Genomic DNA, 26,709 nt, shown 5'->3' on the forward strand with positions numbered 1-26,709 from the left:
GACGAGTTGAGGGGGGAGTACTCGTACTCGATCCGCAGTTCTTGTTGAGCTGTCAAACCTTGGCCCCCGGATGGGCGCCCCCACCCGGTGAGCTTGCGCCAGTAAGCGTAGAGCCAGTTCGGGCCCGGCCACCCTCACCACGGCGTGTCAGTGGTCACAGCGGGCTTGCGGGTGATGGTCCTGCGCCGGGCGACCCCTTCCCGAGTCGTCTGTAGCCGCCGATCCACAGTCGAGTCGTTCGTCGTCGGAGACCGACCACAGACGACTCGAGAACAACAAAACGACCACAAACGACTCGCCGAACCCCCCTTGGAGCCCGTCATTCAACCCGAAGGGCGGTCGGGCCAGCGGAGGTCGACGACGAGGCCCCAGTGGTCGCTGGCGAGGATGCCGGTGAGGGGCTCGTCGAAGGCGATCGAGGCGCTCAGCACCCGGCCGGCGCCCTTGCGGCGGGCGAACGCGTCGCCCAGGAGCACGTAGTCGATCCGCTTCGGCGGCACGTTGAGGGCGGCGCACACCGGGTTGGTGCGGGGGTCGGCGGTGATGCCCGGATCCGTCCGACCCGCGGCCGCCCAGGCGTCCCGGTAGTAGGTGCTGCGGCCGTCGATCACCGCCAGCGACATCAGGAACCGCATCTCGTCGGACCCCGGCTCGGCGTTGAAGTCGCCGCACAGCACCACGGGCAGCGACGCCGCCGGGTCGCGGGTCCGCTCGACGGCCTCGTCGATGGCCAGCACCTGCCGCACCCGGTGGTAGGCGTGGGCCGGGGCCGGCACCAGGTGGGTGGAGTAGACGTCGACACCGGCGGTGCGGGCGTGGAGCAGCTCGCTCTCGAAGTGCCGCAGCGGGTCGGGCGACTCGACGTCGACCGGCAGGGCGACCAGCTCCTGGTGGTCGATCGGCCAGCGGCTCAGGATGGCGGACCCGAAGCGCAGGCTGCGGTCGGGCCACAGCGGCTCCGGCAGCGGCAGCCCGCCGAAGCACCAGTGCCAGCGCCCCGGCCCACCCGGGGCGTTGTCCACCAGCCACTCGGCCGAGCACGGGTGCGTGCCGTCCTCCCAGGCCTCCTGCAGGCAGACGACGTCGGGGTCGAGCCGCTCGAACCAGGCGAGCACCTCGTGACGCCGCCGCTCCCAGTCGCGCTCCAGCAGCGACCCCATGTTGAGCTGCACCACCCGCAACGTCTCGGCACGAGCATCCGGCATGGGCGGCGAACCTAGTGCCACACCTCCGCCACCAGCTGCGCGATCGTGGCCCGGTGGGCCGCGGCGGCCAGGTAGAAGTGGTCGCCCGGGAACACCCGCCGCTCGAACGGCCCGGACGTGTGCGCCCGCCACGCCGCCGCCTCCTGGGGCGTGGTCAGCGGGTCGGCGTCGCCCACCAGCGCCCACACCGGGCACGACGGCTCGGGCCCCGGCCGCCAGGCGTAGGTCTCGATCGCCTTGTAGTCGGCTCGCAGCGCCGGGAGCACCATGGCGTGGACGTCCTCGTCGTCGAGCAGCAGCGACGGCGTGCCGGCCAGCCGACCGACCTCCTTCAGCAGGGCGACGTCGCCGCCCCGGTGCACCCGCTCGTCGCGGTGGGTCGACGGCGCCCGCCGCCCCGACACGAACAGCGCCGCCGGCACCCGCCCCTGCTCGTGCTCCAGGATCCGGGCCACCTCGTAGGCGACGACCGCCCCCATGCTGTGACCGAACAGGGCGAAGGGGCGGTCGAGCCGGCCGTCGAGCTCCCCCACGATGGCGTCCCGGAGCTCGGCGATGCTGTCGAGGCACGGTTCCGCCAGCCGGTCCTGGCGGCCGGGGTACTGCAACGCCACGACGTCCACCGCCTCGCCCAGCGCCGCCGCCCGCGCCAGCGGGGCGTACCAGCTGGCCGAGCCCCCACAGTGGGGGAAGCACAGCAACCGCCGCCGAGCCACGGACGACGGTCGCAGCCGTCGCAGCCACGCAGACCCGTCCACCAGCGCACACTGTAAGTGTGATCGAGGGACTACTGCCCCGACTGGCCGTGTCGGCCGAGGAGCGCCACGACCCGCCCGAGGCCGTGCTGCTCCCCGCCGAGGACGCCATCGTGGCGCGGGCCGTCCCCGAGCGACGGCGCGAGTTCGCCACCGGCCGGCTGTGCGCCCGGCGGGCGCTGGCCCGACTCGGCCTCCCGCCCGGCGCCATCCTCGCCGGCCCCGCCGGTCAGCCCCTGTGGCCCGACGGCATCGTCGGCAGCATCACCCACTGCGCCGGCTACCGAGCCGCGGCGGTGGCCCGGTCCGGCGACGTCGGCGCCCTCGGCATCGACGCCGAGCCCCACGCCCCCCTCCCCGACGGCGTCCTCGACACCGTGGCGAGCGACGACGAGCGGGCCCACCTCCACCGCCTCGCCGGCCGTGAGCCCGACGTCCGTTGGGACCGGCTGCTGTTCAGCGCCAAGGAGTCGGCCTACAAGGCCTGGTACCCGACGGGCGGCCGGATCTTGGAGTTCGAGGAGGCGACGGTCGCGCTCGACCCCGACGGCACCCTGTCGGTCCGCCTCGTCGACGGCACGACCCTCGCCGGCCGCTGGCTCGTCGCCGACGGCCTCGTCCTCACCGTCGCCACGGCGACGGCGACGGCGAACTACAGCTAAGCCGCCGGCGCCGGGGCCGGCTCGGCGGGCTCCACCACGTTCATCCGGGTGTCGACCTCCTGGCTCAGGAGGGTGACCGTGGGGTGGTCGAACGCCAGGGTGGCCGGCAGCCGCAGGCCCGTGAGCATGTTCAGCCGGTTGCGCAGCTCGACGGCGGTCAACGAGTCGAACCCGAGGTCCTTGAAGACGCTGTCGGTCTCCACGGCCTCCGACCGGGCGTAGCCGAGCACCGCCGCCACCTCGGCCTGCACCACGTCGACCAGCACCCGCACCCGGTCGGCGTCCGACGCCCCGGCCGCCAGCCGTCGGGTCAGCTCGGCCCGGTCGATGCCCGTGCGCCGCGTCAACCCGCCCGCGACGACCTGCGAGACCGGGCTGCCGGCCAGCCGGTACCACAGCGACGGGAGCGGGGACGACCGGGCCGTCGCCCGCAGCCGCGGCAGGTCGATGTGGATCGGCATCATCAGCGTGTCGTCCCGGCGGATGGCGGCGTCGAACAGGTCGAGGGCCTCGTCGGCGGCCATGGGGATGAACCCCACCCGGCGCAGGCGATCGACGTCGACGTCGGCGAGCTGGTCCGTGGCCCCGCTGGTGCTGGCCCACTGGCCCCACGCCAGCGACGTGCCCGGTAGGCCGATGCCCCGCCGGTGCTCGGCCAGCGCGTCGAGGAAGACGTTGGCGGCGGCGTAGTTGCCCTGGCCCGCTGCGCCGCTCACCCCCGACGCCGACGAGAAGAGCACGAACGCCGACAGGTCGACGCCCAGGTCGCGGGTCACCTCGTGCAGCATCCAGGCGCCCAGTGCCTTGGGCTCCATCACCGCGTCGACCCGCTCGGGGGTCAGCAGCGACACCAGCCCGTCGTCCACCACACCGGCGGTGTGCACCACGGTCCGCAGCGGCCGGGCCGACGGGATCGCCGAGATCACCCGGGTCAGCGCCGCCCGGTCGGTGGTGTCGCAGACGGCGACGGTGACCTCAGCGCCCGACGCTGCCAAGCCGGCCACGAGCTCGGTAGCGCCGGGCGCCGCGATCCCACGGCGGCTGGTGAGCACCAGGCTGCGCACCCCGTGCTCCTCCACCAGTCGCCGGGCGACGAGGCCGCCCAGGGTCCCCGTGCCGCCGGTGATCAGCACGGTCCCCTCGGAGTCGAAGCCGGGGCGGGTCAGCACGATCTTGCCGACGTGACGGCCCTGGCTCATGAACCGCAGCGCCTCCGCAGCCCGGGTCATCTGCCAGGTGCGCAGCTGCGGGTGCTGCAGCTCACCCCGTGCGAACAGGCCCATGACGGTGGCCAGCAGCGCGGCGCCCTCGGTGCGGTTGTCGTCGAGCAGCAGCCGCCACACGTCGTACTGCCGGTAGCGGACCCCCCGGTGCGCCTCCGCCACGGTGCCCGGATCACGCAGACCGGTCTTGTTGAGCTCCACGAACCGCCCGCCGTCGGCCAGCAGCTCCAGCGAGGCGTCGACGAAGTCGCCCGGCAGCGAGTTGAGGACCACGTCGAGCCGGCGGTCGAGCGGCGTCCCGAACCCGGACGCGAACCCGACGTCACGGGACGTGGAGATCCGCTCCGGCGCCACACCGAGCGCCTGCAACGCCTCCCACTTCGACGGGTGGGCGGTGGCGTACACCTCGGCGCCCAGGTGGTGGGCGATCTGCACGGCCGCCGAACCGACGCCGCCGGCCGCGGCGTGCACCAGCACCGACTCGCCCGGCTGCAGGTCGGCGACCTCCACCAGCCCGTACCAGGCGGTCATGAAGGCCACCGGCACGGCGGCGGCCTGGGCGTAGGTCCAGCCGTCGAGCATCGGCACGACGAAGCGGTAGTCGGTGATCACGGTCGACGCCATCGCCCCGGGGAACAGGCCCATCACCCGGTCGCCCACGGCCACGCCGGACACGTCGGCGCCGATCTCCAGCACGACACCGGCGCCCTCCCCGCCCAGCGGGACGGTGAGGTCCGGCGGCATCTCGACCAGGTCGAGCGCCACCATCAGGTCCTGGAAGTTGACGCCCACGGCCTGGACGGCGATCCGGACCTCGTGGCCCGCCAGCGGCCGGGTGGCCAGCAGGTCGTAGGGCTCCAGGACGATGCCGTCGAGCACGCCCGGGTTGGGCAGGACGAGCCGCCAGGAGTCCGACGGGGCGACCGGGTTGGTGTCGAGGTCGTTGCGGGTCAGGCGCCGCCGCCACAGCCGGCCCTGGCGGATCGCCACCGCCGGCTCGCCGCAGCTGGCCGCACCCACGAGGGTGGAGCCGGGCACGTCGGAGGTGGCGTCGACCTCGACGTCGGCCAACACGAACCGGCCGGGGTTCTCGGACTCGGCCGAGCTGACCAGGCCCCACACCGGTGCCTGCACCAGGCCCGCCTCGCCGTCGACGCCGGCCCCGCCGTCGGCCGCCACGGCGACGGCCCCCCGGGTGACCACCAGCAGCTTCGACGCCGAGAACCGCTCGTCGGCCAGCCACGCCTGCACCCAGCCGAGCACCGTCCCCAGGCCCGACCGGACGCCCTCCCGGACGTCGCGCACGTCGACCGGGCAGGCCACCGCCACCACGTCGGGCGTGGGTGCGCCGGCGTCGAGCGCGGCGGTGAGGGTGGCGAAGTCGGGGTGCACCCGGGACGTGACGCCGGCGGCCGCCAGGCCCATGTCGTCGTCGCCGACCACCGACCAGAGGTCGGTCGACGACAGCACGCCCACGCTGCCGAGCGGCTCCCACTCGACGGTGAACAGCGAGGTCCCGGCGCCGCCGGCGTTGGCCAGCCCGGCGGGAGCGGGCCGCAGCACCAGCGAGTCGATCGTCACCAGCGGGCGACCGTCCTCGTCGCTCACCCGCACCGACACGCTGTCGGCACCGGGCGCGGTCGGCGCCAGGCGCACCCGCCACAGGGCGCCGGTCGCGGTGCGGGCCTCGGGCGCGGCGCTCACGCCGGTGAAGGCGAAGGGGAGGAGCGGCCCGGTCTCGTCGCCGCCCTCCCCCCTCCCCTTCGCCAGGAGCAGCAGCGGGTGGAGCGCGGCGTCGAGGGCGGCCGGGTGGACGTCGAAGCCCTTCCCGGGGACCGCGGCCTCGCCGGGCAGCAGCACCTCGGCGAACGCCTCGTCGCCGCAGCGCCAGGCGGCCTGGACGCCCCGGAACGCCGGGCCGTACGACAGGCCGACGCCGGCGAACAGCTCGTAGAGCTCCGACACGTCGACCTCGACGGCGTCCTCCGGGAGCCGCCACGAGTCCGCCGGGGCCAGGTCGCCCGCGCCCGGCGACATCGAGCCGGAGGCATGGCGGGACCACGGGGCGTCGGGGCCGCTGCGGGCGTGGATCGCCACGGACCGGTGGCCGGCCTCGTCGGGGGCAGCCAGCTCGACCTGCACGTCGACCGCACCGCTCTGGCCCTCGAGGTCCCACGGCAGGACCAGCGGCGCCTCCACCACCAGCTCCTCCAGCCGACCACAGCCGACCTGCGCGCCCGGGTGCAGCGCCAGCTCCACCAACGCCGTGCCCGGCATCACCACGGCACCGCCGACGGCGTGGTCGGTGAGCCAGGGGTGCGCCGCCAGCGACAGGCGCCCGGTGAACACCATGCTCCCGGTGCCGGCCACCTCGACGCCGGCACCCAGCAGCGGGTGGTCCAGCGCCAGCTGCCCCAGCCCGGCCGCGTCGGTGGGCGCGGCCGCCGCCGGCCAGTAGCGCTCACGCTGGAAGGCGTACGTCGGGATGTCGACCAGCTTGGGGTCGAGGTCGGCCAGCAGCGGCGCCCAGTCGACCGCCACGCCCCGGGCCCATGCCTGGCCCAGCGCCGTCAGCAGGGCGCCCGGCTCCTCCCGGCCCCGGCGCAGCGTGGGCACGCAGGCCAGATCCTCGGAGCCGTCGAGGTTCTCGTGGACCAGTGCCACCAGCGGTGCGTCGGGCCCGACCTCGAACAGCGTCGCCACGCCCTCGCGCACCATCGTGGTGATGCCGTCGCCGAAGCGGACCGCACCCCGGGCGTGGCGCACCCAGTACCCGGGCGTGCACACCTCGTCGCCGGCCAGCTCGCCGGTCATGTTCGACACCAGCGGCAGCTGCGGCGGACGGAGCTCGACCGTGGCCGCCACCGCGGCGAGCTCGGCCAGCATCGGCTCCACGAGCGGCGAGTGGAAGCCCACGTTCACCCGCAGCAGCGACGCTCGCCGGCCCGCGTCCTTCCAGCGCCGGGCCAGGTCACCCACCGCCTGGGCGTCGCCCGAGACGACCATCGAGGTGGGGCTGTTGGCGGCGGCCAGCGACACCCGGTCCTCCAGGCCCGAGAGCAGCTCGAGCGCCTCGTCCTCCGACGCCTCCAGCGCCGCCATCGCGCCACCGGTCGGCAGCGCCTGCATCAGCCGCCCCCGGGCCGCCACCAGGCGGCAGGCGTCGTCGAGCGGCAGCACTCCGGCGACGTGGGCCGCCACCAACTCGCCGATGGAGTGGCCCGACACCACGTCGGGCCGCAGCCCGGACGCCGCCAGCAGGCGGGCCAGCGCCACCTCGACGGCGAACAGCCCCGCCTGCGTGAACACGGTCTCGTCGACCAGCGCCGCGTCCGCCGTCCCCTCGTCGGCGAACAGCACCGCCCGCAGCGACGGCCGGCCGAACGGCGCCCCGAGGTGGACGTCGAGGCGGGCGCACACGTCGTCGAAGCACTCGGCGAACACGGGGAACGCGTCGTGCAGCTCCCGGCCCATGCCGGCCCGCTGCGAGCCCTGGCCCGAGAACACGAACCCGACCCGGCCCGGTCCGCCGCCCCGCACCCGGCCCGCCACCACGCCCGACGCCGGCGACCCCGAGGCCAGCGCCGCCAGCCCCGCCTGCGCGGTCGCCCGATCGGCGGCCACCACCACGCCGCGGTGCGCCAGCGCGGCGCGGCTCGTCGCCAGCGACCAACCCACGTCGGCCAGGCCCAGGCTGCCCCGCTCCTGCAGGTGCACCCCGAGGCGGCGGGCCTGCGCCGCCAGCGCCTCGCGCGACCCCGCCGACACCACCAACGGCACCACCCGGGGCTCGGCCTCGGCCGAGGGGGCCAGGAAGGCGTCGTCGCGCCACGTCGAGGCGTCGTCCGGCGGCTCCTCCACGATCACGTGGGCGTTGGTGCCGCTGATCCCGAACGACGACACCGCGGCCCGGCGGGGGTGGCCGTTCGCGTCCCACCGCTGGGGCTCGGTGAGCAGCTCCACCCGGCCCGACGTCCAGTCGACGTGCGGCGTCGGGGCGTCGACGTGCAGCGTGGCGGGCAGCTGGCGGTGCCGCATCGCCATGATCATCTTGATGAGCCCGGCGACACCCGCCGCGGCCGACGTGTGACCGATGTTCGACTTCACCGACCCCAGCCACAGGGGAGCGGCCTCGTCGGCCCGGCCCTGGCCGTAGGTGGCGAGGATGGCCTGGGCCTCGATGGGGTCGCCCAGCACGGTGCCGGTGCCGTGGGCCTCGACCACGTCGACCTCGTCGGGCGTCACGCCGGCGTTGGCCAGCGCCTGGCGGATGACGCGCTGCTGCGCCAGCCCGTTGGGTGCGGTGAGGCCGTTGGAGGCGCCGTCCTGGTTGACGGCCGTGCCCCGGACGACGCCCCACACCCGATGGCCGTTGCGCCGGGCGTCGGACAGACGCTCCAGGACCATCATCCCGACGCCCTCCGACCAGGCCACGCCGTCGGCGCGGGCGGAGAACGACTTGCAGCGACCGTCGGACGCCAGCGCCGGGAAGCCGGCGTAGAAGAGCGGCGTAGACATCACGGTGACGCCACCGGCGAGCGCCAGCCGGCAGTCGCCGGCCCGGAGGGCGTGGCCGGCGAGGTGCAGCGCCACCAGAGACGACGAGCACGCGGTGTCGAGGGTGATCGCCGGGCCCTCGAGGCCCAGCACGTAGGCGACGCGCCCGGAGACCACGCTGCCGGCGAACCCGGTCAGGCCGACCTCGGCCATCGACTCGGTGGGACCCGAGGCGATGCCCATGTAGTCGCTGCCCATGAGGCCGACGAACACGCCGGTGTCGGAGCCCCTTAGCGAGGTGGGGGCCACCCCGGCGCGCTCCAACGACTCCCACGCCACCTCGAGCAGCAGCCGCTGTTGGGGGTCGGTGGCCGTCGCTTCGCGGGGCGAGAGGCTGAACAGGCCGGCGTCGAAGTCGCCGGCGTCGTGGAGGAAGCCGCCCCTGATGGCGGTGAGCTGGGCGCCGAACCCGATGTCCCAGTCGCGGTCACGGGGTGCGTCGGTGGTGGCGTCGCCCTGGCGGGCCACCAGGTCCCACAGGCCCTCGGGGGAGACGACGCCGCCGGGATAGCGACAGGCCATGCCCACGATGGCGATCGGCTCGGGCTCCGGCGCGTCCTCCAACGCACGCAGCCGCTCCTGCGCATGGTGCAAGTCAGCTGTCACCCGCTTCAGATAGCTACGAAGTTGGTCGTCGGTCGCCATCCGCCCTCCTCAGGGTTATGGCCCTTCAAGGCCCTTCGTCATCACCCCATCTCGTGCACCAACACATATTGCAAATATGCACCGACCCGCTCCGGTTGCAAATAGGCCTTGATGAGGAGGTTTAACAGGAATGTCCCAGGTCGGCAACGGCGGTCTTGTTTCAATTGACATGTAATCGTTGGGTATAAAGCGGCCCTGAACAGGGGCTCTGAGGCTCTTGACCAAAAGTTTCCAATCGTGTACGAATGACTACGCACGGTAGAGGTGCCGCGCAGGGGAGCCGAGAGGCAGAGAGGGTTCGGGTAGGGGTTCGACACCAGCGAAAGCGAGCTGCCCGGTAGGGCGAAGGGGAGGTGGCTGTGAGACCGGCGGGCTGGCGCGTCCCAATCAATGTGAAGCTCCTGGCGGTCTTGGCCGTCCCAGTGCTGGGTTACCTCGTGATCGCCTCGGCCGCCGTGCTCCGGGCCCAGGTCAACGCGAATCGGATCCGTGACCAGGCCAGCATCGTCAAGACGGCGGTCGGGCCCACCAGCCTCAGCACGAGCCTCATCGACGAGCGCACGCTCACGATGCTCGAAGGCGCCGGACTCCAGAACGACCTGAAGCTCCGCGTCGGCGATCTGAGCCAAGCCCGGCGGGCGTCCGACGAGGAGCTCGCGGCGCTCGAGGATCTCGTCCGCGGCAACGACGAGGCGCGGGCCACCTACGCCGCGGCCGTCGACGGCCTGGGCGCGGGGCTGACGGCGCTGCGCAGCGAGGTCGACGCCGGCACCGTCGACGGTCCCACCGCGTTCGATCGTTATGGCAATTACATCAGAGGCCTCATCGACGCCAACGCGGATGCGGTCGAGAGCGTCAACGATGCCGAGTTCTGGCAGGGCGCCAAGCTGAGCGAGCTGGCCACTCGCCAGAAGGACGCTCGGGCCGTGCTGGTGAACGCGCTCATCCCCGTAAGTCTCAATGAAGGTTCCCTGGCCAACCGTGAACAGACGGTGTCGATAATCAGAGCGTTAGGTGCCTACGAGAACCGCGATGGCGCTATAGGTGAGCTCGCCACCGGTCAATACGCGCAGGCCGGGAGCCTCCTGGTCGAGGCGCTGGAGACCGCCGACCTGGCCGAGCTGGCCCGGCAGACCATCGAGACCGACACGCTCGCCCCCGACAAGCTGTTCGAGGTCGCCTCCTACAAGGGCGGGTTCGTCTACGACCTCCCCAGCGGCGACTACATCCACGACTTCTTCCGGGCGCGGGTCGTCGAGATCGTCGACGCCAACGCCGCCGAGCGCATGTCGGCCGCCGACGAACGGCTGCGCACCAACGCCATCGCGGGGTCGATCGGCCTGGTGATCACGTTCGTCATCACGTTCCTGGTCTCCCGCTCGATCATCCGCCCGCTGAAGGCGCTGACCGGCCACATCATCGACACCGCCACCCAGCGGCTGCCCGCCACCGTGGAGAACATCCTGGCCACGCCGCTCGGCGAGGACGTCGACTGGCCCCACCTGGCGCCCATCCCGGTCACCAGCGGCGACGAGGTCGGCGACGTCGCCGGCGCCTTCAACACCATGCAGCAGTCCGCCCTCGACCTGGCCGTCGAGGAGGCCATGCTGCGGCGCCACATCACCGACAGCCTGGTCACGCTGGGGCAGCGCAACCAGAGCCTGCTGGCCCGCCAGCTCACGTTCATCACCGACCTCGAGCGCAACGAGCAGGACCCCGACACGCTCGCCGACCTCTTCTACCTCGACCACCTGGCCGTGCGGATGCGGCGCAACGCCGAGCTGCTGCTCGTGCTCGCCGGCGTCGACCCGCCCCGCAAGTGGGTCGGGCCCACGCCCGTCGGCGAGATCATCCGGGCCGCCCTCGGCGAGGCCGCCGAGTACAAGCGGGTGCGGGTGCAGTCGATCGAGCCCGCCACCGTGGTGGGCTCGGCGACCGTCGAGCTGTCGCACCTGCTCGCCGAGCTGGTCGAGAACGCCCTGGTCTTCTCGCCGCCCGGCGACATCGTGGAGATCAACGGGCGCTACGACCCCTCGGGCGAGTACTACAACCTGACCGTGCGCGACTCCGGCGTCGGCATGACGCACGAGCACCTCGACCAGGCCAACCACCGGCTCGCCAACGGCGGGGCGGCCAACCTGGCGCCGTCGAAGTCGATGGGCCACTACATCGCCGGGAAGCTGGCGGCCCGGCACGGCATCATCGCCCGGCTGCAGCCGAACTCGGGCGAGGGCGTCACCGCCTCCGTGGGGATCCCCGCCCGCCTGCTCGCGAACGAGGCGTTCGACCAGAGCGTGACGCAGCTGCCACCGCTGCCGGCCCTCCCGTCGCAGCCGCCGATGGCGTCGTCGCCGGAGGAGCCGGTCATGCCGCTGCCGCCGGCGCTGCCGCTGGAGCCCCTGCCGGCCCTGGCCCCGCTGCCGCCGCTGCTGCCGGAGGAGATGGAGCCCGACGAGGACGACGTCGTGGTGTTGCCGGCGCCGCCGCCCGTGGTGGTGCCGACGCCGGCCGCCGATCCCTCCGAGGTGTCGACGGCGGAGATGCCGGTGGAGCCGGAGCTGGCCGCCGGCCCCGCCGCCGAGGACCACGACGACTACGACGACGAGGACGCGCCCATCGACCTGCCGCGGTCGCCGGAGCGGAAGGGCCGCACGAAGCGGAAGCGCCCGCTGGCCGCCAGCAAGCTGCCGGTCCCGCCGCCCACGCAGCCCCTGTCGCTGGACAAGGACTCCGACACCGCGAGCTAGACCGGGCTAGCGGTCCACCACACCCGAAATTGCGTGGCTGGCGGTCGCTGGAGGGCCACGAGACACGCAATTTCGGCTGAGCGACACGGCTAGCGGCCGAACTCACGGTCTATGAAGGCGAGGAGCTCGTCGTCGTCGGCGTCGGCGAGCTCGGCCTCGACGGGGCGGGGTCCGTCGGTGTCGCTGCCCAGCTTCGACAGGAGGCGTCGGAGCCGCCGGGTGAGCTGGGCCTTGGCGTCGCCGTCGAGCCGGTCGACGTCGGCTTCGAGCTGCAGCAGGTGGGTGAGCGTGGCCGACTCAGCAGTCGACGGGGCGAGCCGGCGGCCGATCTCGCCGGCCAGCGCCGCCGGCGTCGGGTAGTCGTAGACCAGCGTGGCCGAGAGCCTCAGGCCCGTGACGGCGCCCAGACGGTTGCGCAGCTCCACGGCGGTGACCGAGTCGAACCCCAGGTCCTTGAAGGCCTTCTCGGGCTCGACGGCGCTGCCGTCGGTGTGACCCAGCACGGCCGCGACCTCGGCGCGGACGGCGTCGAGCAGCGCCGGTCCGGCCTCGGTGTCGGAGAGGGCGGCGAGCCGGCGGGCCAGGTCGGTGCCGCCGGGCTCGTCGGTGCCGGGGGTCGCCTGCAGGGCCCGGGCGACCTCGGGGATGTCCTCCACCAGGGGGCGACGGCGGGCGGCGGCGAAGCTGGGGGCGAAGCGCTCCCAGTCGATGTCGGCGACGGTGAGGCAGCCCTCGCCGTCGTGGAGGGCCCGGCGCAGGGCGGCGAGGGCCAGGTCGGGCGCCATCTCGCGGACGCCCCGGCGCCGCAGCTGCTCCCCGGTGTCGCCCGCCGCCATGCCGCTCCCGGCCCACGGGCCCCAGGCGATCGACGTCGCCGGGAGACCCTGCGCCCGCCGGACCTCCACCAGGGCGTCGACGTAGGCGTTGGCCGCCGCGTAGGCGCCTTGGGCGTACCCGCCCCAGACGGCTGCCCCCGAAGAGAAGACCACGAAGGCGTCGAGGTCCTGCGTCAGGTCGTGGAGGTTGCGGGCACCTCGCGCCTTGGCGGCCGAGGCCGCGTCCAGGGCGGCGGGGTCGAGGGCGGCCAGCTCGGCGTCGGCGCCGAAGCCCGCGGCGTGGACGACCGTGCGCAGCGGGAGGCCCTCCAGCGCCCGCCGTAGGGCCTCCGGGTCGGCGACGTCGCACGCCACCACGGTCACCCGGGCGCCGGCGGCCTCCAGGTCGGCGGTGAGCTCCGCCGCGCCCGGGGCGTCGGGGCCGCGGCGGCTGAGCAGCAGCAGGTGCTCGGCGCCCTCCTGCGCCAACGAGCGGGCGACCTGCGCTCCCAGGGCACCGGTCCCGCCGGTGACGAGCGTCGTCCCCCTCGGTCGCCAGCCCTCGCCGGTGGAGCGGGTGTCGGCGGCGGCCCGGACGAGGCGGCGGACGAGCACGCCCTCGGGCCGGACGGCCAGCTGGTCCTCGCCGTCGCCGGCGGTGAGGGCGCGGACCAGGCCCTCGGCCGCGGCCGCGTCGAGTCGCGCCGGCAGGTCGACCAGGCCGCCCCAGCGGTCCGGTTGCTCCAGGCCCATCACCCGGCCCAGTCCCCACACCGGGGCCTCACCGGGGCTGGTGGGCGGGTCGTCGGCGCTCGTCCCGACGGCGCCCTGGGTCACGCACCACAGCGCGGCGGGCGCCTCCTCCTGCAGCGCCGCCAGTGCTGCGGCGGTGTCGGTCCCCACCAGCGACAGCACCCCGTCCAGCTCGCCGTCGGCCGCCGGGACGACCTCGGCGCCGTGGGTTGCGAGGGCCTGGGTGCACCAGTCGGCGAGCGCGGGGTCGACGGCGTCGGAGGTCCGGACGAGCCAGCGGCCGAGGGGCGGCGGGGGCTCGGACGGCGGGAGAGGCTTCCAGGTGATCCGGTAGCGCCAGTCGGCCGGGTCGTCGGGGGTGGCCGTGGCGGGCCAGTAGCGGCGGTGCCGGAACGGGTAGGTCGGCAGGTCGACGGTGCGGCCCCGGGGGAGGACGGCGGTCCAGTCGACAGGAGCGCCCTGGGTCCAGGCACGGGCGAGGCCGTGGAGCAGGTCGTGGCCGGGGCCGACGTCGAGCGGCAGGGAGTCGAGCCCGGCGATGGCGTCGTGGAAGCGCACCGTGTGGCGGGCCTGGTCGACCCAGTGCTGGGCGGTGATCGCCTCGGTCACCGGGCGGCCGGTGAGCGTCGACACCCACGGCAGCTTCGGGGCGTGGTGGGTGATGGTGGCGGCGACCTGGCGGTAGTCGTCGAGGATGGGGTCGATCAGCGGGGAGTGGAAGGCGTGGCTGACCCGCAGCGGCTTGCCCCATTGCTCCACCGTCGCCGCGTTCCCGGAGACGACCACGCTGTCGGGAGCGTTGACCGCGGCGATGGCCACGTCCGGGTGCCCGGCGATCAGCTCGGCGGCCTCGGCTTCGGTCATCCGCAGGGCGACCATGGCCCCGCCGGCGGGAAGTGCCGACATGAGCCGGGCCCGCGCGGTCACCAGCCGGCGGGCGTCGGCGAGGGACATGACCCCGGCAATGTGCGCCGCGGCCAGCTCCCCGATCGAATGCCCGACCACCACCCCCGGCTCCACACCCAGGCTGGCGAGCAGCCGGGCCAAGGCCACCTCCAGAGCGAAGAGACCCGTCTGGGCGTAGAGCGTGTCGTCCAGCGGTTCGCCACCCAGGATCCGATCGCGCAGCGCCGGGTCGAGTGCCTCGTCGAACGCCTCGGCGTAGACCGGGAACAGAGCGTAGAGCTCGGCTCCCATCCCTGGGTGCTGGGTTCCCTGCCCGGCGAAGACGAACCCGACCCCACCCGGACGCACCCGCCCCCGCACCACCTCGTCGTCGATCACGACCGCCCGGTGCTCCAGCGCGGCCCGGGTCGTCGCCAACGACCAGGCGACGTCGGGCTGCGGCACGGGATCGATGCGGTCGAGCTGCACCGCGAGGGCATCCTCCGTCGCCGCCGACACCACGAGCGGCAGGGGTCCCGTCGCCTCGGTGGCGGTGACCGGCGGCGGCTCGGGAGGCTGCTCCAGGATGACGTGGGCGTTGGTGCCGCTGATGCCGAACGACGAGACGCCGGCCCGGCGGGGACCGGACCACTCCCGGGCCTCGGTGAGCAGCGCCACCGACCCCGACGACCAGTCGACGTGCGGCGAGGGCTCGTCGGCGTGCAGCGTCGGGGGCAGGACGCCGTGGTGCAGGGCCATCACCATCTTGACGACCCCGGCGACACCCGCGGCGGCCTGGGTGTGGCCGATGTTCGACTTCACCGACCCCAACCAGAGCGGCGACTCGCGATCCTGGCCGTAGGTCGCCAGCAACGCCGCCGCCTCGATCGGATCGCCCAGCGTCGTGCCGGTGCCGTGGGCCTCGACGGCACCGACGTCGCTCGGTGACAGCCCGGCCGCCGCCAGGGCCCGGCGAATGACCCGTTGCTGCGCCCCACCGTTGGGAGCGGTCAGGCCGTTGGAGGCGCCGTCCTGGTTCACCGCCGAACCGGCCACCACGCCCCACACCCGGTGGCCCTTCCGCTGGGCGTCCGACAGGCGCTCCAACACGACCACGCCCACGCCCTCCGACCAGCCCGTCCCGTCGGCCCCGGCGCCGAACGCCTTGCACCGACCGTCCTCGGCCAACCCGCCCTGGGCCGCGAACTCGGCGAACAACCCCGGCGTCGCCAGCACCGTCACGCCACCTGCCAACGCCAGCGAGCACTCCCCCGCCCGCAGCGACTGACCCGCCACGTGCAGCGCCACCAGCGACGACGAGCACGCCGTGTCGACCGTGACCGCCGGGCCCTCCAACCCCAGGGCGTAGGCGACCCGGCCCGACACGACGCTGCCCAGGGCGCCCGTGAGGCCGAAGCCGTCGGCGCCGCCGATCGCCGGGTCGGCCCGCACGAGCTGGTCGTAGCCGGCGCCCGCCGCGCCCGCGAACACGCCGGTGTCGGTCCCCCGCAGCGACGACGGGTCGACCCCGGCCCGCTCCAGCGCCTCCCAGCACACCTCCAGGAACTGGCGCTGCTGCGGGTCCATCGCCAGCGCCTCCCGGGGCGACACCCCGAACAGCTCGGCGTCGAAGCCCGCCGCGTCGGCCAGGAACCCGCCCTGGCGGGTGTGCGAGCCGTTCGACCCCCAGCCCCGGTCGGTCGGGAACCCCGAGATCGCATCGCCGCCCGCCACCACCAGGTCCCACAGGTCCTCCGGCGACCCCACCCCGCCCGGGAACCGGCACGCCAGCCCGACGATCGCCAGGGGCTCGTCGACCGGCCGGGTCACGACGACCGCCGGCTCGGGCGTCGCCGCCGTCCCCGCCAGCGTCGTCGCCAGCTCGGCGGCCAGGGCCAGCGGGGTCGGGTGGTCGAACACCAGGGTCGCCGGGAGGCGGAGGCCGGTCGCCAGCTGCAGGCGGTTGCGCAGCTCGACCGCGGTGAGGGAGTCGAAGCCGAGATCCTTGAACACCCGGTCCGGAGCGACGGCGTCGGGCCCGGCGTGGCCCAGCACGGCGGCCGCCGACGCCCGCACCACGCCCAGCAGCCGCCGCTCGAGCTCGTCGGGGTCCAGGCCGGCGAGACCCGGTGGAGCGGCGTCGGACGCCGGGGCGGGTGACGCCGTCACCCCCACCAGCCGGCCCCACGACGCCGGCACGGCGCCCGCCCGGGCGGCGCGGCGCAGCACCGGGAGCGACAGGTGGGCGGGGACCAGGGTGGCGTCGCCGTGGCCGATGGCCGAGTCGAGCAGGCGGAGGCCGTCGTCGGTCGCCAGACCGACGAACCCGGAGCGGCGCAGTCGGGCGAGGTCGACGTCGCCGAGGTGGCCGGTCATGCCGCTCGCCTCGGCCCAGAACCCCCAGGCCAGCGACACGGCCGGCCGGCCCGACGCCCGCCGGTGCGCCGCCAGCGCGTCGAGGAAGTTGTTGGCGGCGGCGTAGTTGGCCTGGCCCGCCGACCCGATGGCGCCGGCCGCCGACGAGAACAACACGAAGGCCGACAGGTCGAGGCCCATCTCGGCGGTCAGCTCGTGGAGGTGCCAGGCGCCCGCCACCTTGGGGGACATCACGGCGTCGAGGCGGTCGGGGTCGAGCGACGGGACCACCCCGTCGTCGAGGACGCCGGCGGCGTGGACCACCGCCCGCAGCGGCCGGTCGGCGGGGACGGCGGCCAGCAGCGCGGCCACGGCGGCCCGGTCGGCCACGTCGCAGGCGGCGACGGTGGCCTCGGCGCCCAGCTCGGCGAGCTCCTGGATGAGAACGTCGGGGGCGTGGCCCGAGCGGCTCACCAGCAGCAGGTGGCGGACGCCGTGTGCGGCGGCGAGGTGCCGGGCCACGTGGCGTCCCAGCCCGCCGGTGCCGCCGGTGACCAGGACCGTCCCCGAGGGGCCGACGTCGAGGCCGGGTGAGGGGACCGTCAGCACGAGCTTGCCGACGTGGCGGGCCTGGCTCATGTGCCGGAAGGCCTCGTGCGCCCGGCCCACGTCCCAGGTGGCGAGCGGTAGGTGGGTGAGGACGCCCCGCTCGAACAGGCGCAGCACCTCGGCCAGCAGCTCGGCGATCCGGTCGGGACCGGCCTCCACGAGGTCGAACGGCCGGTAGGTGGCCGGGTCGAGTGGGCGGATGTCCGTCTTGCCCAGCTCGACGAAGCGGCCGCCGGGGGCGAGCAGGCCCAGCGACGCGTCGACGAAGTCGCCGGCCAGGCTGTTGAGCACCACGTCGACCGGGCCGAACCGCTCGGCGAACGTCAGGTCGCGGGAGGAGCCGACGTGGTCGGGGTCGATCCCCATGTCGTGGAGGGTCGGGTGCTTGGCGGGGCTGGCCGTGGCGAACACCTCGGCGCCGAGGTGGCGGGCCAGCTGCACGGATGCCATGCCGACGCCGCCCGCGGCCGAGTGGACCAGCACCGACTCGCCCGGCTGCACGCCGGCCACGTCGACCAGCGCCCGGTAGGCGGTGAGGAACGCCGCCGGCACCGCCGCAGCCCGGGCGTACGACCAGCCCTCGGGGATCGGCGCCACCATCCGGTGGTCGGTCACGGCCGACGACGCCATCGCCCCGGGCAGCAACCCCATCACCCGGTCGCCGACGGCCAGGCCGGGAACGGCCGCCCCCATCTCGGCCACCACGCCGGCGCCCTCGCCGCCCAGCCGGTCGTCGCCGTCGTCGTCGGGCGGCACGACCCCCAGCGCCACCAGCACGTCGCGGAAGTTGAGGCCCGCGGCCCGGACGGCGACCCGCACCTCGTGGGGCCGGAGCGGCCGGAGCTCCTCGGCATCCGCCCCGGGCGTGAGGTCGTCGAGCACTCCTGGTGTGGCCGTGCGGAGCCGCCACTCCCCTGCCGGCACGCGGGGCGGGTCGGCGGGGCCCAGCCGCCGGGCCCACAGGCGGTCGCCCCGGACGGCGACCTCTGCCTCCCCCGTCGAGGCCGCGGCGGCGACAGCCGTGTCGACGTCGTCGTCGGGGCCCAGGTCGACCAGGAGGAAGCGGCCGGGGTTCTCGGTCTCCGCCGAGCGGACCAGGCCCCACACCGGCGCCTGCACCAGGTCGGCGCCGCGGGTGACGACCGCCAGTCGGGCGTCGGCCGCACGGTCCTCGGCGAGCCACTCCTGCGCCTGGGCCAGCACCTCGGCCGTGACCCGGCGCACGGCGGTGACCACGTCCTCGCCCGGGTCGGACGCCGGAACCTCGTGGACGACCACATCGGACGCCGGCGGCGCGGCCTCGGATACGACCGGCTCCCAGGTGATCGAGAAGAGGTCGCCGCCCCCACGATCGGTCGTGGGCGGCTCGCGCAGGACCAGCGAGTCGACCGACGCGACCAGCCGGCCCGTGTCGTCGACGGCATGCAGCGCGACGCCCGTCCCGGTCGGCGCCAGCCGCACCCACAGGCGGCGGGCGCCCGGCGACGGGAGCGTCACGCCGGACCACACGAATGGCAGGCGGACGTCCCGGTTCTCCAGCGCCAGGGCGTGCAGCGCCGCGTCGAACAGCGCCGGGTGCAGCCCGAACCCACCGGCGTGGGCGTCGTCGGGCAGGGCGACGTCGGCGTAGAGGACGTCGCCGTCGCGCCAGGCGGCCCGGAGGCCCCGGAACGTCGAGCCGTACGCCAGGCCCGCGGCGGCGAGGTCGTCGTACAGGCCGTCGACGTCGACGGGCACCGCTTCCGACGAAACCTCGACAGGAACGGTCGCCAGGGCGCCATCTGTGTCGAGGATTCGGGTGGTGGTGAGGGTGAGCGTCCCCGTCGCGTGGCGGGTCCACGGATCGGTCGCCGACTCCCGGGCGTGGAGCGTGACCGACCGGTCCGGCCCGACCTCCACCTGGAGCTCCACGGCGCCCGACGGGGGCAACACCAGCGGGGCCTCGATCACCAGCTCGTCGAGGCGCTCCGCACCCAGACGGGACCCGGCGAGCAGCACCAGCTCCACGATCGCCGCGCCCGGCACCACCACCTCGCCCGCCAGCACGTGGTCGGCCAGCCAGGGCTGCGACGCCAGGGCCAGCCGCCCGGTGAACACCACGGCATCGGAGCCGGCCAGCGCCACGCCGTCGTCGAGCACCCGGGGCGTCGGCCAGTAGCGCAGGTGCCGGAAGGAGTAGGTGGGGAGGTCGACCGACTGCCCCGACCCCAGGAGCCGCCGCCAGTCGACGGGGGCGCCGTGCACCCAGGCGTCGGCCAGGGCCGCGGTCAGGCGCTCCGGCCCGCCGTCGCCCCGTCGCAGCGTGCCGACGGCGGTGGTGGCGCGCCCGGAGCCCTCGAGGGTGTCGAGCAACGCCGGCACCAGCACCGGATGGGGGCTGACCTCGACGAACAGCCCGTGCCCCGACGCGGCCGCCAGCGCCCGCACGGTGCCCTCGAAGCGGACGGTCTCCCGCAGGTTGCGGAACCAGTAGGCGGGGTCGAGGTCGTCGGGGCCGACCGGGCCGCCGGTCACCGTCGACCACAGCGGCACCCGGGGTCGCGGCGCCGGGGCGATGCCGTCGAGCGCGGCGAGCAGGTCGTCGTACAGGGCGTCGACCTGGGGCGAGTGGGCGGCGTAGTCGACCGCGATCCGCGACGCCCGCACGCCCTCGGCCTCGCACCGGGCCACCAGCTCGTCGACGGCCTCGGGGTCGCCCGACACCGTGACCGCCGTGGGGCCGTTCACCGCCGCCACCCCGAGGCGGCCCGGCCGGCGGCGCACCAGCTCCGTCACGCGCCGCTCGTCGGCCAGCACGGACGCCATCGCGCCCCGCCCCGAGAGCCGGGCGACGAGCTGGGAGCGGCGGGCCACGATGCGGGCGGCGTCGTCGAGCGACAGCAGCCCGGCCACCTGGGCGGCGGCGATCTCCCCCTGCGAGTGGCCCACCACCGCCGCGGGCGCCACGCCGAACGACTCCCACAGCGCCGCCAACGACACCATCACCCCGAAGAGCGCCGGCTGCACCACGTCGACCCGCGACAGCCACCCGTCGTCGTCGCCGCACGCCACCTCGGTCAACGACCAGTCGACGTAAAGGGCCAACGCCGCCTCGCACGCCGCCATGGCCTCCCGGAACGCCGGGAACTCCATCAACCCCGCGGCCATCCCGACCCACTGGGCGCCCTGGCCCGGGAACACCAGGACCGCGCCCCCGGTCGTCGCCCGCCCCTGCCGCACCTCGTCGCCGAGGAGGACCCGGCGGTGCTCCAGCGCCGGCCGTGTGGTGGCCAACGACCAGGCGACGTCGGCCCGGGGGTGGGTGGCGACCACGTCGGCCAGGCGCTCGACCTGGGCGGCCAGCGCCTCCGGCGACGCCGCCGACACCACCAGCGGCGCCCCGCCATCGTCGCCGCCGGCCGGGCGGCTCGGGCTCGGCTCCGGTACCTCGGGCGCCGCCTCCAGGATGACGTGGGCGTTGGTGCCGCTCATCCCGAACGACGACACGGCCGCCCGGCGGGGACGGTCGGTGGCGGGCCACTCCCGGGACTCGGTCAGCAGCTCGACCCGGCCCGACGACCAGTCCACGTGGGGCGACGGCTCGTCGGCGTGCAACGTGCGGGGCAGCACGCCGTGCTGCAGCGCCAGCACCATCTTCACCACGCCCGCCACCCCCGCGGCGGCCTGCGTGTGCCCGAGGTTCGACTTCAGCGACCCCAACCACAGCGGCGACTCCCGGTTGGGGCCGTAGGTCGCCAGCAGCGCCCCCGCCTCGATCGGGTCACCCAACACCGTGCCGGTGCCGTGGGCCTCGACGGCGTCGACGTCGCCCGGTGACAGACCCGCCGACGCCAGCGCCCGGCGGATCACCCGCTGCTGGGCCAGGCCGTTCGGGGCCGTCAGGCCGTTCGACGCCCCGTCCTGGTTCACCGCCGAGCCGGCGACGAGACCCCACACCCGGTGCCCGGCCCGGCGGGCGTCCGACAGGCGCTCCAGCACCAGCACGCCCACGCCCTCCGACCAGCCCGTCCCGTCGGCCCCGGCGCCGAACGCCTTGCAGCGACCGTCCGCCGCCAGGCCGCCCAGGGAGGCGAACTCCCCGAACGCCGCCGGGGTCGCCATCACCGTGACCCCGCCCGCCAGCGCCAACCCGCACTCCCCCGACCGCAGCGCCTGACTGGCCAGGTGCAACGCCACCAGCGACGACGAGCACGCCGTGTCCACCGTGACCGCCGGCCCCTCCAGGCCCAGCACGTACGCCACCCGCCCCGACGCCACGCTGGCGGTCACGCCCGCCATCACCGAGCCCTCCACGTTCTCGGCGGCGTCGGCGAGCAGCGTGCCGTAGTCGCCCGGCGGCGACACCAGCCCCACGAACACCCCGGTGTCGCTGCCCCGCAGGGAGCGGGGGTCGAGGCCCGACCGCTCCAGCGCCTCCCACGACACCTCCAGGAGGAGGCGTTGCTGGGGGTCCATGGCCAGCGCCTCCCGGGGCGAGATGCCGAAGAGCGTCTCGTCGAACCCGGCGGCGTCGTCGAGGAAGCCACCGAAGAACGGCAGCGAGGCGTCCCAGCCCCGGTCGGTCGGGAGCCCGGCGATGACGTCCCGGCCGTCGGTCACCAGGTCCCACAGGCCCTCGGGTGAGGTGACGCCGCCGGGGAAGCGGCAGGCCATGCCCACGATGGCGAGGGGCTCGTCGGTGGCGGCGGGGGCGGGCGCCGCGTCGATCGACACCGCGGCCGCCGGGTCGCCCCGGAGTGCCACAGCGAGGTGGTCGGCCAGGGCGGCAGGGGTCGGGTGGTCGAACACCAGGGCCGCCGGCAGCCGCAGCCCGGTGGCGACGTTCAGGCGGTTGCGCAGCTCGACGGCGCTCACCGAGTCGAACCCCAGGTCCTTGAAGGCCCGCTCGGGGTCGACATCGGCCGGGGTGGCGTAGCCGAGGATCGCCGCCGCCTCCGCCTGCACCAGCTCCACCGGGCTGCGTTCGCCGGCGGGATCGACCGGGGGTGGCGGCAGCGGGGCGTCGGTGGGCCAGTAGCGCTGGTGCTGGAAGGGGTAGGTGGGGAGGTCGACGGTGCGGCCCGGCGGGAGGACCGCGGTCCAGTCGACGGGCGCGCCGTGGACCCAGGCCCGGGTGAGGGTGGTGAGGAGGTCGACGCCCGGCCCGATCTCGAGCGGCAGGTCGAGGTCGGCGATGGCGTCGTAGAAGCGGACGGTCCGCCGGGCCTGGTCGACCCAGTGGTCGGCGGTGATCGCCTCGGTGACCGGCTGACCGGTGAGCGTCGACACCCACGGCAGCTGCGGACGGTCGTAGGTGATGGTGGCCGCCACCTGGCGGAAGTCGTCGAGCATGGGCTCGACGAGCGGTGAGTGGAAGGCGTGGCTCACCCGCAACCGCTTGCCCCACCCCTCGACCGTGGCCGCGTTCCCGGAGACGACCACGCTGTCGGGGGCGTTGACCGCGGCGATGGCCACGTCCGGGTGCCCGGCGATCAGCTCGGCGGCCTCGGCCTCGGTCATCCGCAGGGCGACCATCGCCCCACCGGCGGGGAGAGCCGACATCAACCGGGCCCGGGCAGTGACGAGCCGGCGGGCGTCGTCGAGGGACATGACTCCGGCGACCTGCGCCGCGGCCAGCTCCCCGATCGAATGGCCGACGACCACCTCGGGTTCGACGCCGAGGCTCGCCAGCAACCGGGCGAGTGCTACCTCGAAAGCGAAGATGCCGGTCTGGGCGTAGAGCGTGTCGTCCAGCGGATCGCCACCCAGCACGCGGTCCCGCAGCGCGGGGTCGAGCGCCTCGTCGAAGGCTTCGGCGTAGACCGGGAACCGCTCGTACAGCTCGGCTCCCATCCCCGGGCGCTGGGTCCCCTGCCCCGCGAACACGAACCCCACCCCACCCGGACGCACCCGACCCCGCACGACGGTCCCGTCGAGGACGACGGCCCGGTGCTCCAGCGCGGCCCGGGTCGTGGCCAGTGACCAGGCGACGTCGGGCTGTGGCACTGGGTCGAGGCGGTCGAGCTGGACCGCCAGCGCCTCCGGCGACGCCGCCGACACCACCAGCGGCAGAGGCCCCTCCGACACCGTGGCCTCCGGCACGTCGTGATCGGGGGGCTCCGCCAGGATCACGTGGGCGTTGGTGCCGGAGATCCCGAACGCCGACACGCCCGCCCGACGAGGCCCTGGCCACTCCCGGCTCTCGGTCAGCAGCTCCACCGACCCCGCCGACCAGTCGACGTGCGGCGACGGCTCCTCGGCGTGCAGCGTCCGGGGCAGGACGCCGTGCTGCATCGCCAGCACCATCTTCATCACCCCGGCGACACCCGCCGCCGCCTGGGTGTGCCCGAGGTTCGACTTGAGCGACCCCAGCCACAGGGGCGATTCCCGGTCCTGGCCGTAGGTCGCCAGCAGCGCCGCCGCCTCGATCGGATCGCCCAGCGTCGTGCCCGTGCCGTGGGCCTCCACGGCGCCGACCTCGACCGGCGACAGGCCGGCGTGGGCGAGTGCCTGGCGGATCACCCGCTCCTGGGCGGCACGGCTGGGGGCCGTCAAACCGTTCGACGCACCGTCCTGGTTCACCGCCGAGCCCGCCACCACGCCCCACACCCGGCGCCCGTGCCGCTGCGCCTCCGACAGGCGCTCCAGCACCAGCACACCGACGCCCTCCGACCAGCCCGTCCCGTCGGCCCCCGCCCCGAACGCCCGGCAGCGACCGTCCGACGACAGCCCGCCGGAGGCGGCGAACTCGTGGAACAGCGTGGGCGTCGCCATCACCGTGACCCCGCCCGCCAGCGCCAGCGAGCATTCACCCGACCGCAGCGCCTGTCCCGCCAGGTGCAACGCCACCAGCGACGACGAGCACGCCGTATCGACCGTGACCGCCGGCCCCTCCAGGCCCAGGGCGTACGCCACCCGCCCCGACACCACGCTGGCCAGCCCGCCCGTCAGGCCCAGGCCGTCGACCGGACCGTCCCGGGGCAGCAGGCGGTAGTCGTTGCCCGCCAGGCCGGCGAACACCCCGGTATCGGAGCCCCGCAGCGAGCCCGGGTCGACACCCGCCCGCTCCAGCGCCTCCCACGACACCTCCAGGAACAGGCGCTGCTGGGGGTCCATCGCCAGCGCCTCCCGGGGCGACACCCCGAAGAGGGCGGCGTCGAACCCGGCGACGTCGTCGAGGAAGCCGCCCCGCAGCCGCCCGGCCGGCCCCTCCGACGACGACGGCCAGCCCCGGTCGGTGGGCGCGTCGGACACCACGTCGCGACCCTCGGCGACCACGGCCCACAGGTCGTCGGGCGACACCACGCCACCCGGGAAACGGCACGCCATCCCGACGATGGCCAGCGGTTCGTTGAGCCGGGCCCGGGTGCGGTGCAGGTCGGCGGTGACCCGCTTGAGATAGGTGAGGAGGCGATCGTCACCGTCGGACATCAGCTCACCGCCTCACCGAACTCCCGGTCGATGAAGTCGAGCACCTCCTGGGCGTCGGCGGAGGCGAGCTCGCCGTCGATCCCGGGTCGGCCGGGCGGGGCGAGCCGGGCCACCGTCCGCCGCAGGGCGCCGGCCAGCTCGGCGGCGGCCGGGTCGTCGGGCGGCAGCGACGCCAGCACGGCCTCCAGCCGGGCGACCAGTGTGCGGGCCTCGGCGGCGGGCGACGGCGGCGGCGGGAACAGCCGGGCGTCGAGGGCGGCGGCCAGCACGTCGATCGTGGGGTGGTCGAACACCAGGGTGGTGGGGAGCCGTAGCCCGGTGAGGGCACCGAGGCGGTTGCGCAGCTCGACGGCGGTGAGCGAGTCGAAGCCCATGTCCTTGAACGCCCGCCCGACCTCGACGGCATCGGGTCCCGGGTGACCCAGCACCGCGGCCGCCTCGCTGCGGACCACGTCGGCCAGCGCCCGGCGGCGCTCCCCGTCGCCCATCGCCTCCAGCCGGGGGACGAGCGTCGGCCCCGGGGGCGCCGGCGTGGGCCGCTCGACCAGCCGGCTCCACAACGGCTCGCCGGCCACGTCCCGCAGGTCGACCGCCAGTGCCGCCACGACCGGCCCGTGGCCGAGGGCGGCGTCGAACAGTGCCAGCGCGGCGTCGGTCGCGAGGGGGGCGACACCGGTGCGGCGGAGGCGGGACCGGGCGGTGTCGTCGACGCCGCCGGTGAGCCCGCTGGCCTCGTCCCACAGGCCCCACTGGATCGACGTCCCGGCTCGGCGCTGCCCGACCACGGCGTCGGCGAAGGCGCTGGCGGCCGCGTAGTTGGCCTGGCCCGCCGCCCCCACCACCCCGGAGGTCGAGGAGAACACGACGAAGGCGTCGAGGTCGCCGGCAAGCTCGTGCAGGTTCCACGTCCCGGCGGCCTTGGGCGCCCACACCGTGTCCCACTTCTCCGGGGTGAGCGACGCCACGACGCCGTCGTCCAGGGCGCCGGCCAGGTGGACGACGGCCCGCACGGGGTGCGCCGCCAGCAGGCGGCCCAACGCCGCCCGGTCGGCGACGTCGCAGGCGGCGACGGTCACCTGGGCTCCCTTTGCCTCCAGGTCCTCCACGAGATCCCCGGCGATGCCCCGGCGGCTCACCAACACCAGGGACCGGACGCCCTGCGCGGCCACCAGGTGCCGGGCGACGAGGCGGCCCAGCGTCCCGGTCCCCCCGGTGACGAGCACCGTCCCGTCGGGGTCGAACGGACTCGCCACGGGAGCCTCGGCAGCGCGGACGAGGCGGCGGGCGACAGCCTGTCCCTTCCGCACCATCACCTCGGGCTCGCCGGTGGCGGCCGCTCCCGGGAGCGCCGCCCAGGAGGCGGGATCGTCGTCGACGGTCGCCAGGACGAAGCGGCCGGGGTGCTCCCGTTGGGCGGAGCGGACCAGGCCGTGGACCGCGGCGGAGGCGAGGTCGTCGCCGGTGGCGATCACCAGCTGGGCGTCGCCGAGCGACTCGTCGGTCAGCCACCCCTGCGCCTGGCGGGCAGCGGCCAGTGCCCGGGCGGGGACGTCGTCGCCGTCCGGCACGTCGACGCGACGAACGACCACATCCAAGGCGGCATCGGCCAGCTCCAAGGGCTCCCATTCGGTGACCAGCAGCGACGGCTCGGCGCTGGGGGCCACGGTCGGCCAGTAGCGGTGGTGCTGGAAGGGGTAGGTGGGGAGGTCGACCCGCCGACCCGGGCTCAGCAGCCGGCGCCATTCGACCGGGGCGCCGTGCACCCAGGCGTCGGCCAGAGCGATCGCGAGGCGTGACGGGCCGCCGTCGTCGCGGCGGAGGGTGCCGACGGCGGACTTGGCCGGGCCGACCTCGTCGAGCGTGTCCTGCAGCGGCGGGAGCAGCATCGGGTGGGGGCTGACCTCCACGAACAGGTCGTGGCCGTCGGCCGCCAGCGCCGCCACCGCCGCGTGGAAGCGGCCGGTCTCCCGCAGGTTGCGGTACCAGTAGTCGGGGCCGAGGGCGGCGTCGCCGGTGACCGTCGAAGCGAAGCGCACCCGGGGCGGCTGGGGCTCGATGCCGTCGAGGGCGGCGAGGAGGTCGTCCCGC

General features: G+C 75.1%; 7 protein-coding genes. 2 read left to right on the forward strand and 5 right to left on the reverse strand.

Going from position 1 to position 26,709, the window contains the following annotated elements:
* Positions 1–323 precede the first annotated feature (323 nt).
* Both VK611_13540 and VK611_13545 read right to left on the reverse strand, forming a co-directional pair.
* The gene (locus tag VK611_13540; protein HMG42355.1) at positions 324–1,205 is read right to left on the reverse strand and encodes an endonuclease/exonuclease/phosphatase family protein; all 882 of its coding nucleotides are present in this window, start codon (positions 1,203–1,205) and stop codon (positions 324–326) included.
* An 11-nt stretch (positions 1,206–1,216) separates the two neighbouring features.
* Positions 1,217–1,963, reverse strand: coding sequence for an alpha/beta fold hydrolase (locus tag VK611_13545; protein ID HMG42356.1), 747 nt, complete (start codon positions 1,961–1,963; stop codon positions 1,217–1,219).
* Positions 1,964–1,980: 17 nt separating this feature from the next.
* Between VK611_13545 and VK611_13550 the strand changes: the two genes are divergently transcribed.
* Entirely contained in the window at positions 1,981–2,622 is a 642-nt protein-coding gene (locus VK611_13550; GenBank protein HMG42357.1) for a 4'-phosphopantetheinyl transferase superfamily protein, read from the forward strand.
* Here VK611_13550 and VK611_13555 read toward each other — a convergent pair.
* Positions 2,619–9,047 (reverse strand): type I polyketide synthase, encoded by a 6,429-nt coding sequence (locus VK611_13555; protein HMG42358.1) that lies wholly within the window; start codon positions 9,045–9,047, stop codon positions 2,619–2,621. The two genes, VK611_13550 and VK611_13555, sit on opposite strands and share 4 nt — an antisense overlap.
* A 422-nt stretch (positions 9,048–9,469) precedes the next feature.
* Here VK611_13555 and VK611_13560 point away from each other — a divergent pair, with 422 nt between their 5' ends.
* Positions 9,470–11,794: a nitrate- and nitrite sensing domain-containing protein gene (locus VK611_13560; GenBank protein HMG42359.1), complete on the forward strand. Its 2,325-nt coding sequence runs from the start codon at positions 9,470–9,472 to the stop codon at positions 11,792–11,794.
* Between the two features lie 89 nt (positions 11,795–11,883).
* Here the strand turns inward: VK611_13560 and VK611_13565 are convergent, their stop codons facing one another.
* On the reverse strand, positions 11,884–24,621 hold the full coding sequence (locus VK611_13565; GenBank protein HMG42360.1) for an SDR family NAD(P)-dependent oxidoreductase: 12,738 nt from the start codon (positions 24,619–24,621) through the stop codon (positions 11,884–11,886).
* Positions 24,621–26,709 (reverse strand): SDR family NAD(P)-dependent oxidoreductase (locus tag VK611_13570; GenBank protein ID HMG42361.1); only part of this gene is annotated, 2,089 nt, incomplete at its 5' end. The genes VK611_13565 and VK611_13570, both read right to left, overlap by 1 nt.

It is taken from the genome of Acidimicrobiales bacterium, assembly GCA_035316325.1.
In the GTDB taxonomy this organism is placed as follows: Bacteria; Actinomycetota; Acidimicrobiia; order Acidimicrobiales; family VFJN01; genus DASXTK01.

Excerpts from the sequence above, each read along its gene's own strand:
- VK611_13540 (HMG42355.1), bottom strand. The coding sequence starts at position 1,205 with ATGCCGGATGCTCGTGCCGAGACGTTGCGGGTGGTGCAGCTCAACATG.
- VK611_13565 (HMG42360.1), bottom strand. The coding sequence starts at position 24,621 with ATGTCCGACGGTGACGATCGCCTCCTCACCTATCTCAAGCGGGTCACC.
- VK611_13555 (HMG42358.1), bottom strand. The coding sequence starts at position 9,047 with ATGGCGACCGACGACCAACTTCGTAGCTATCTGAAGCGGGTGACAGCT.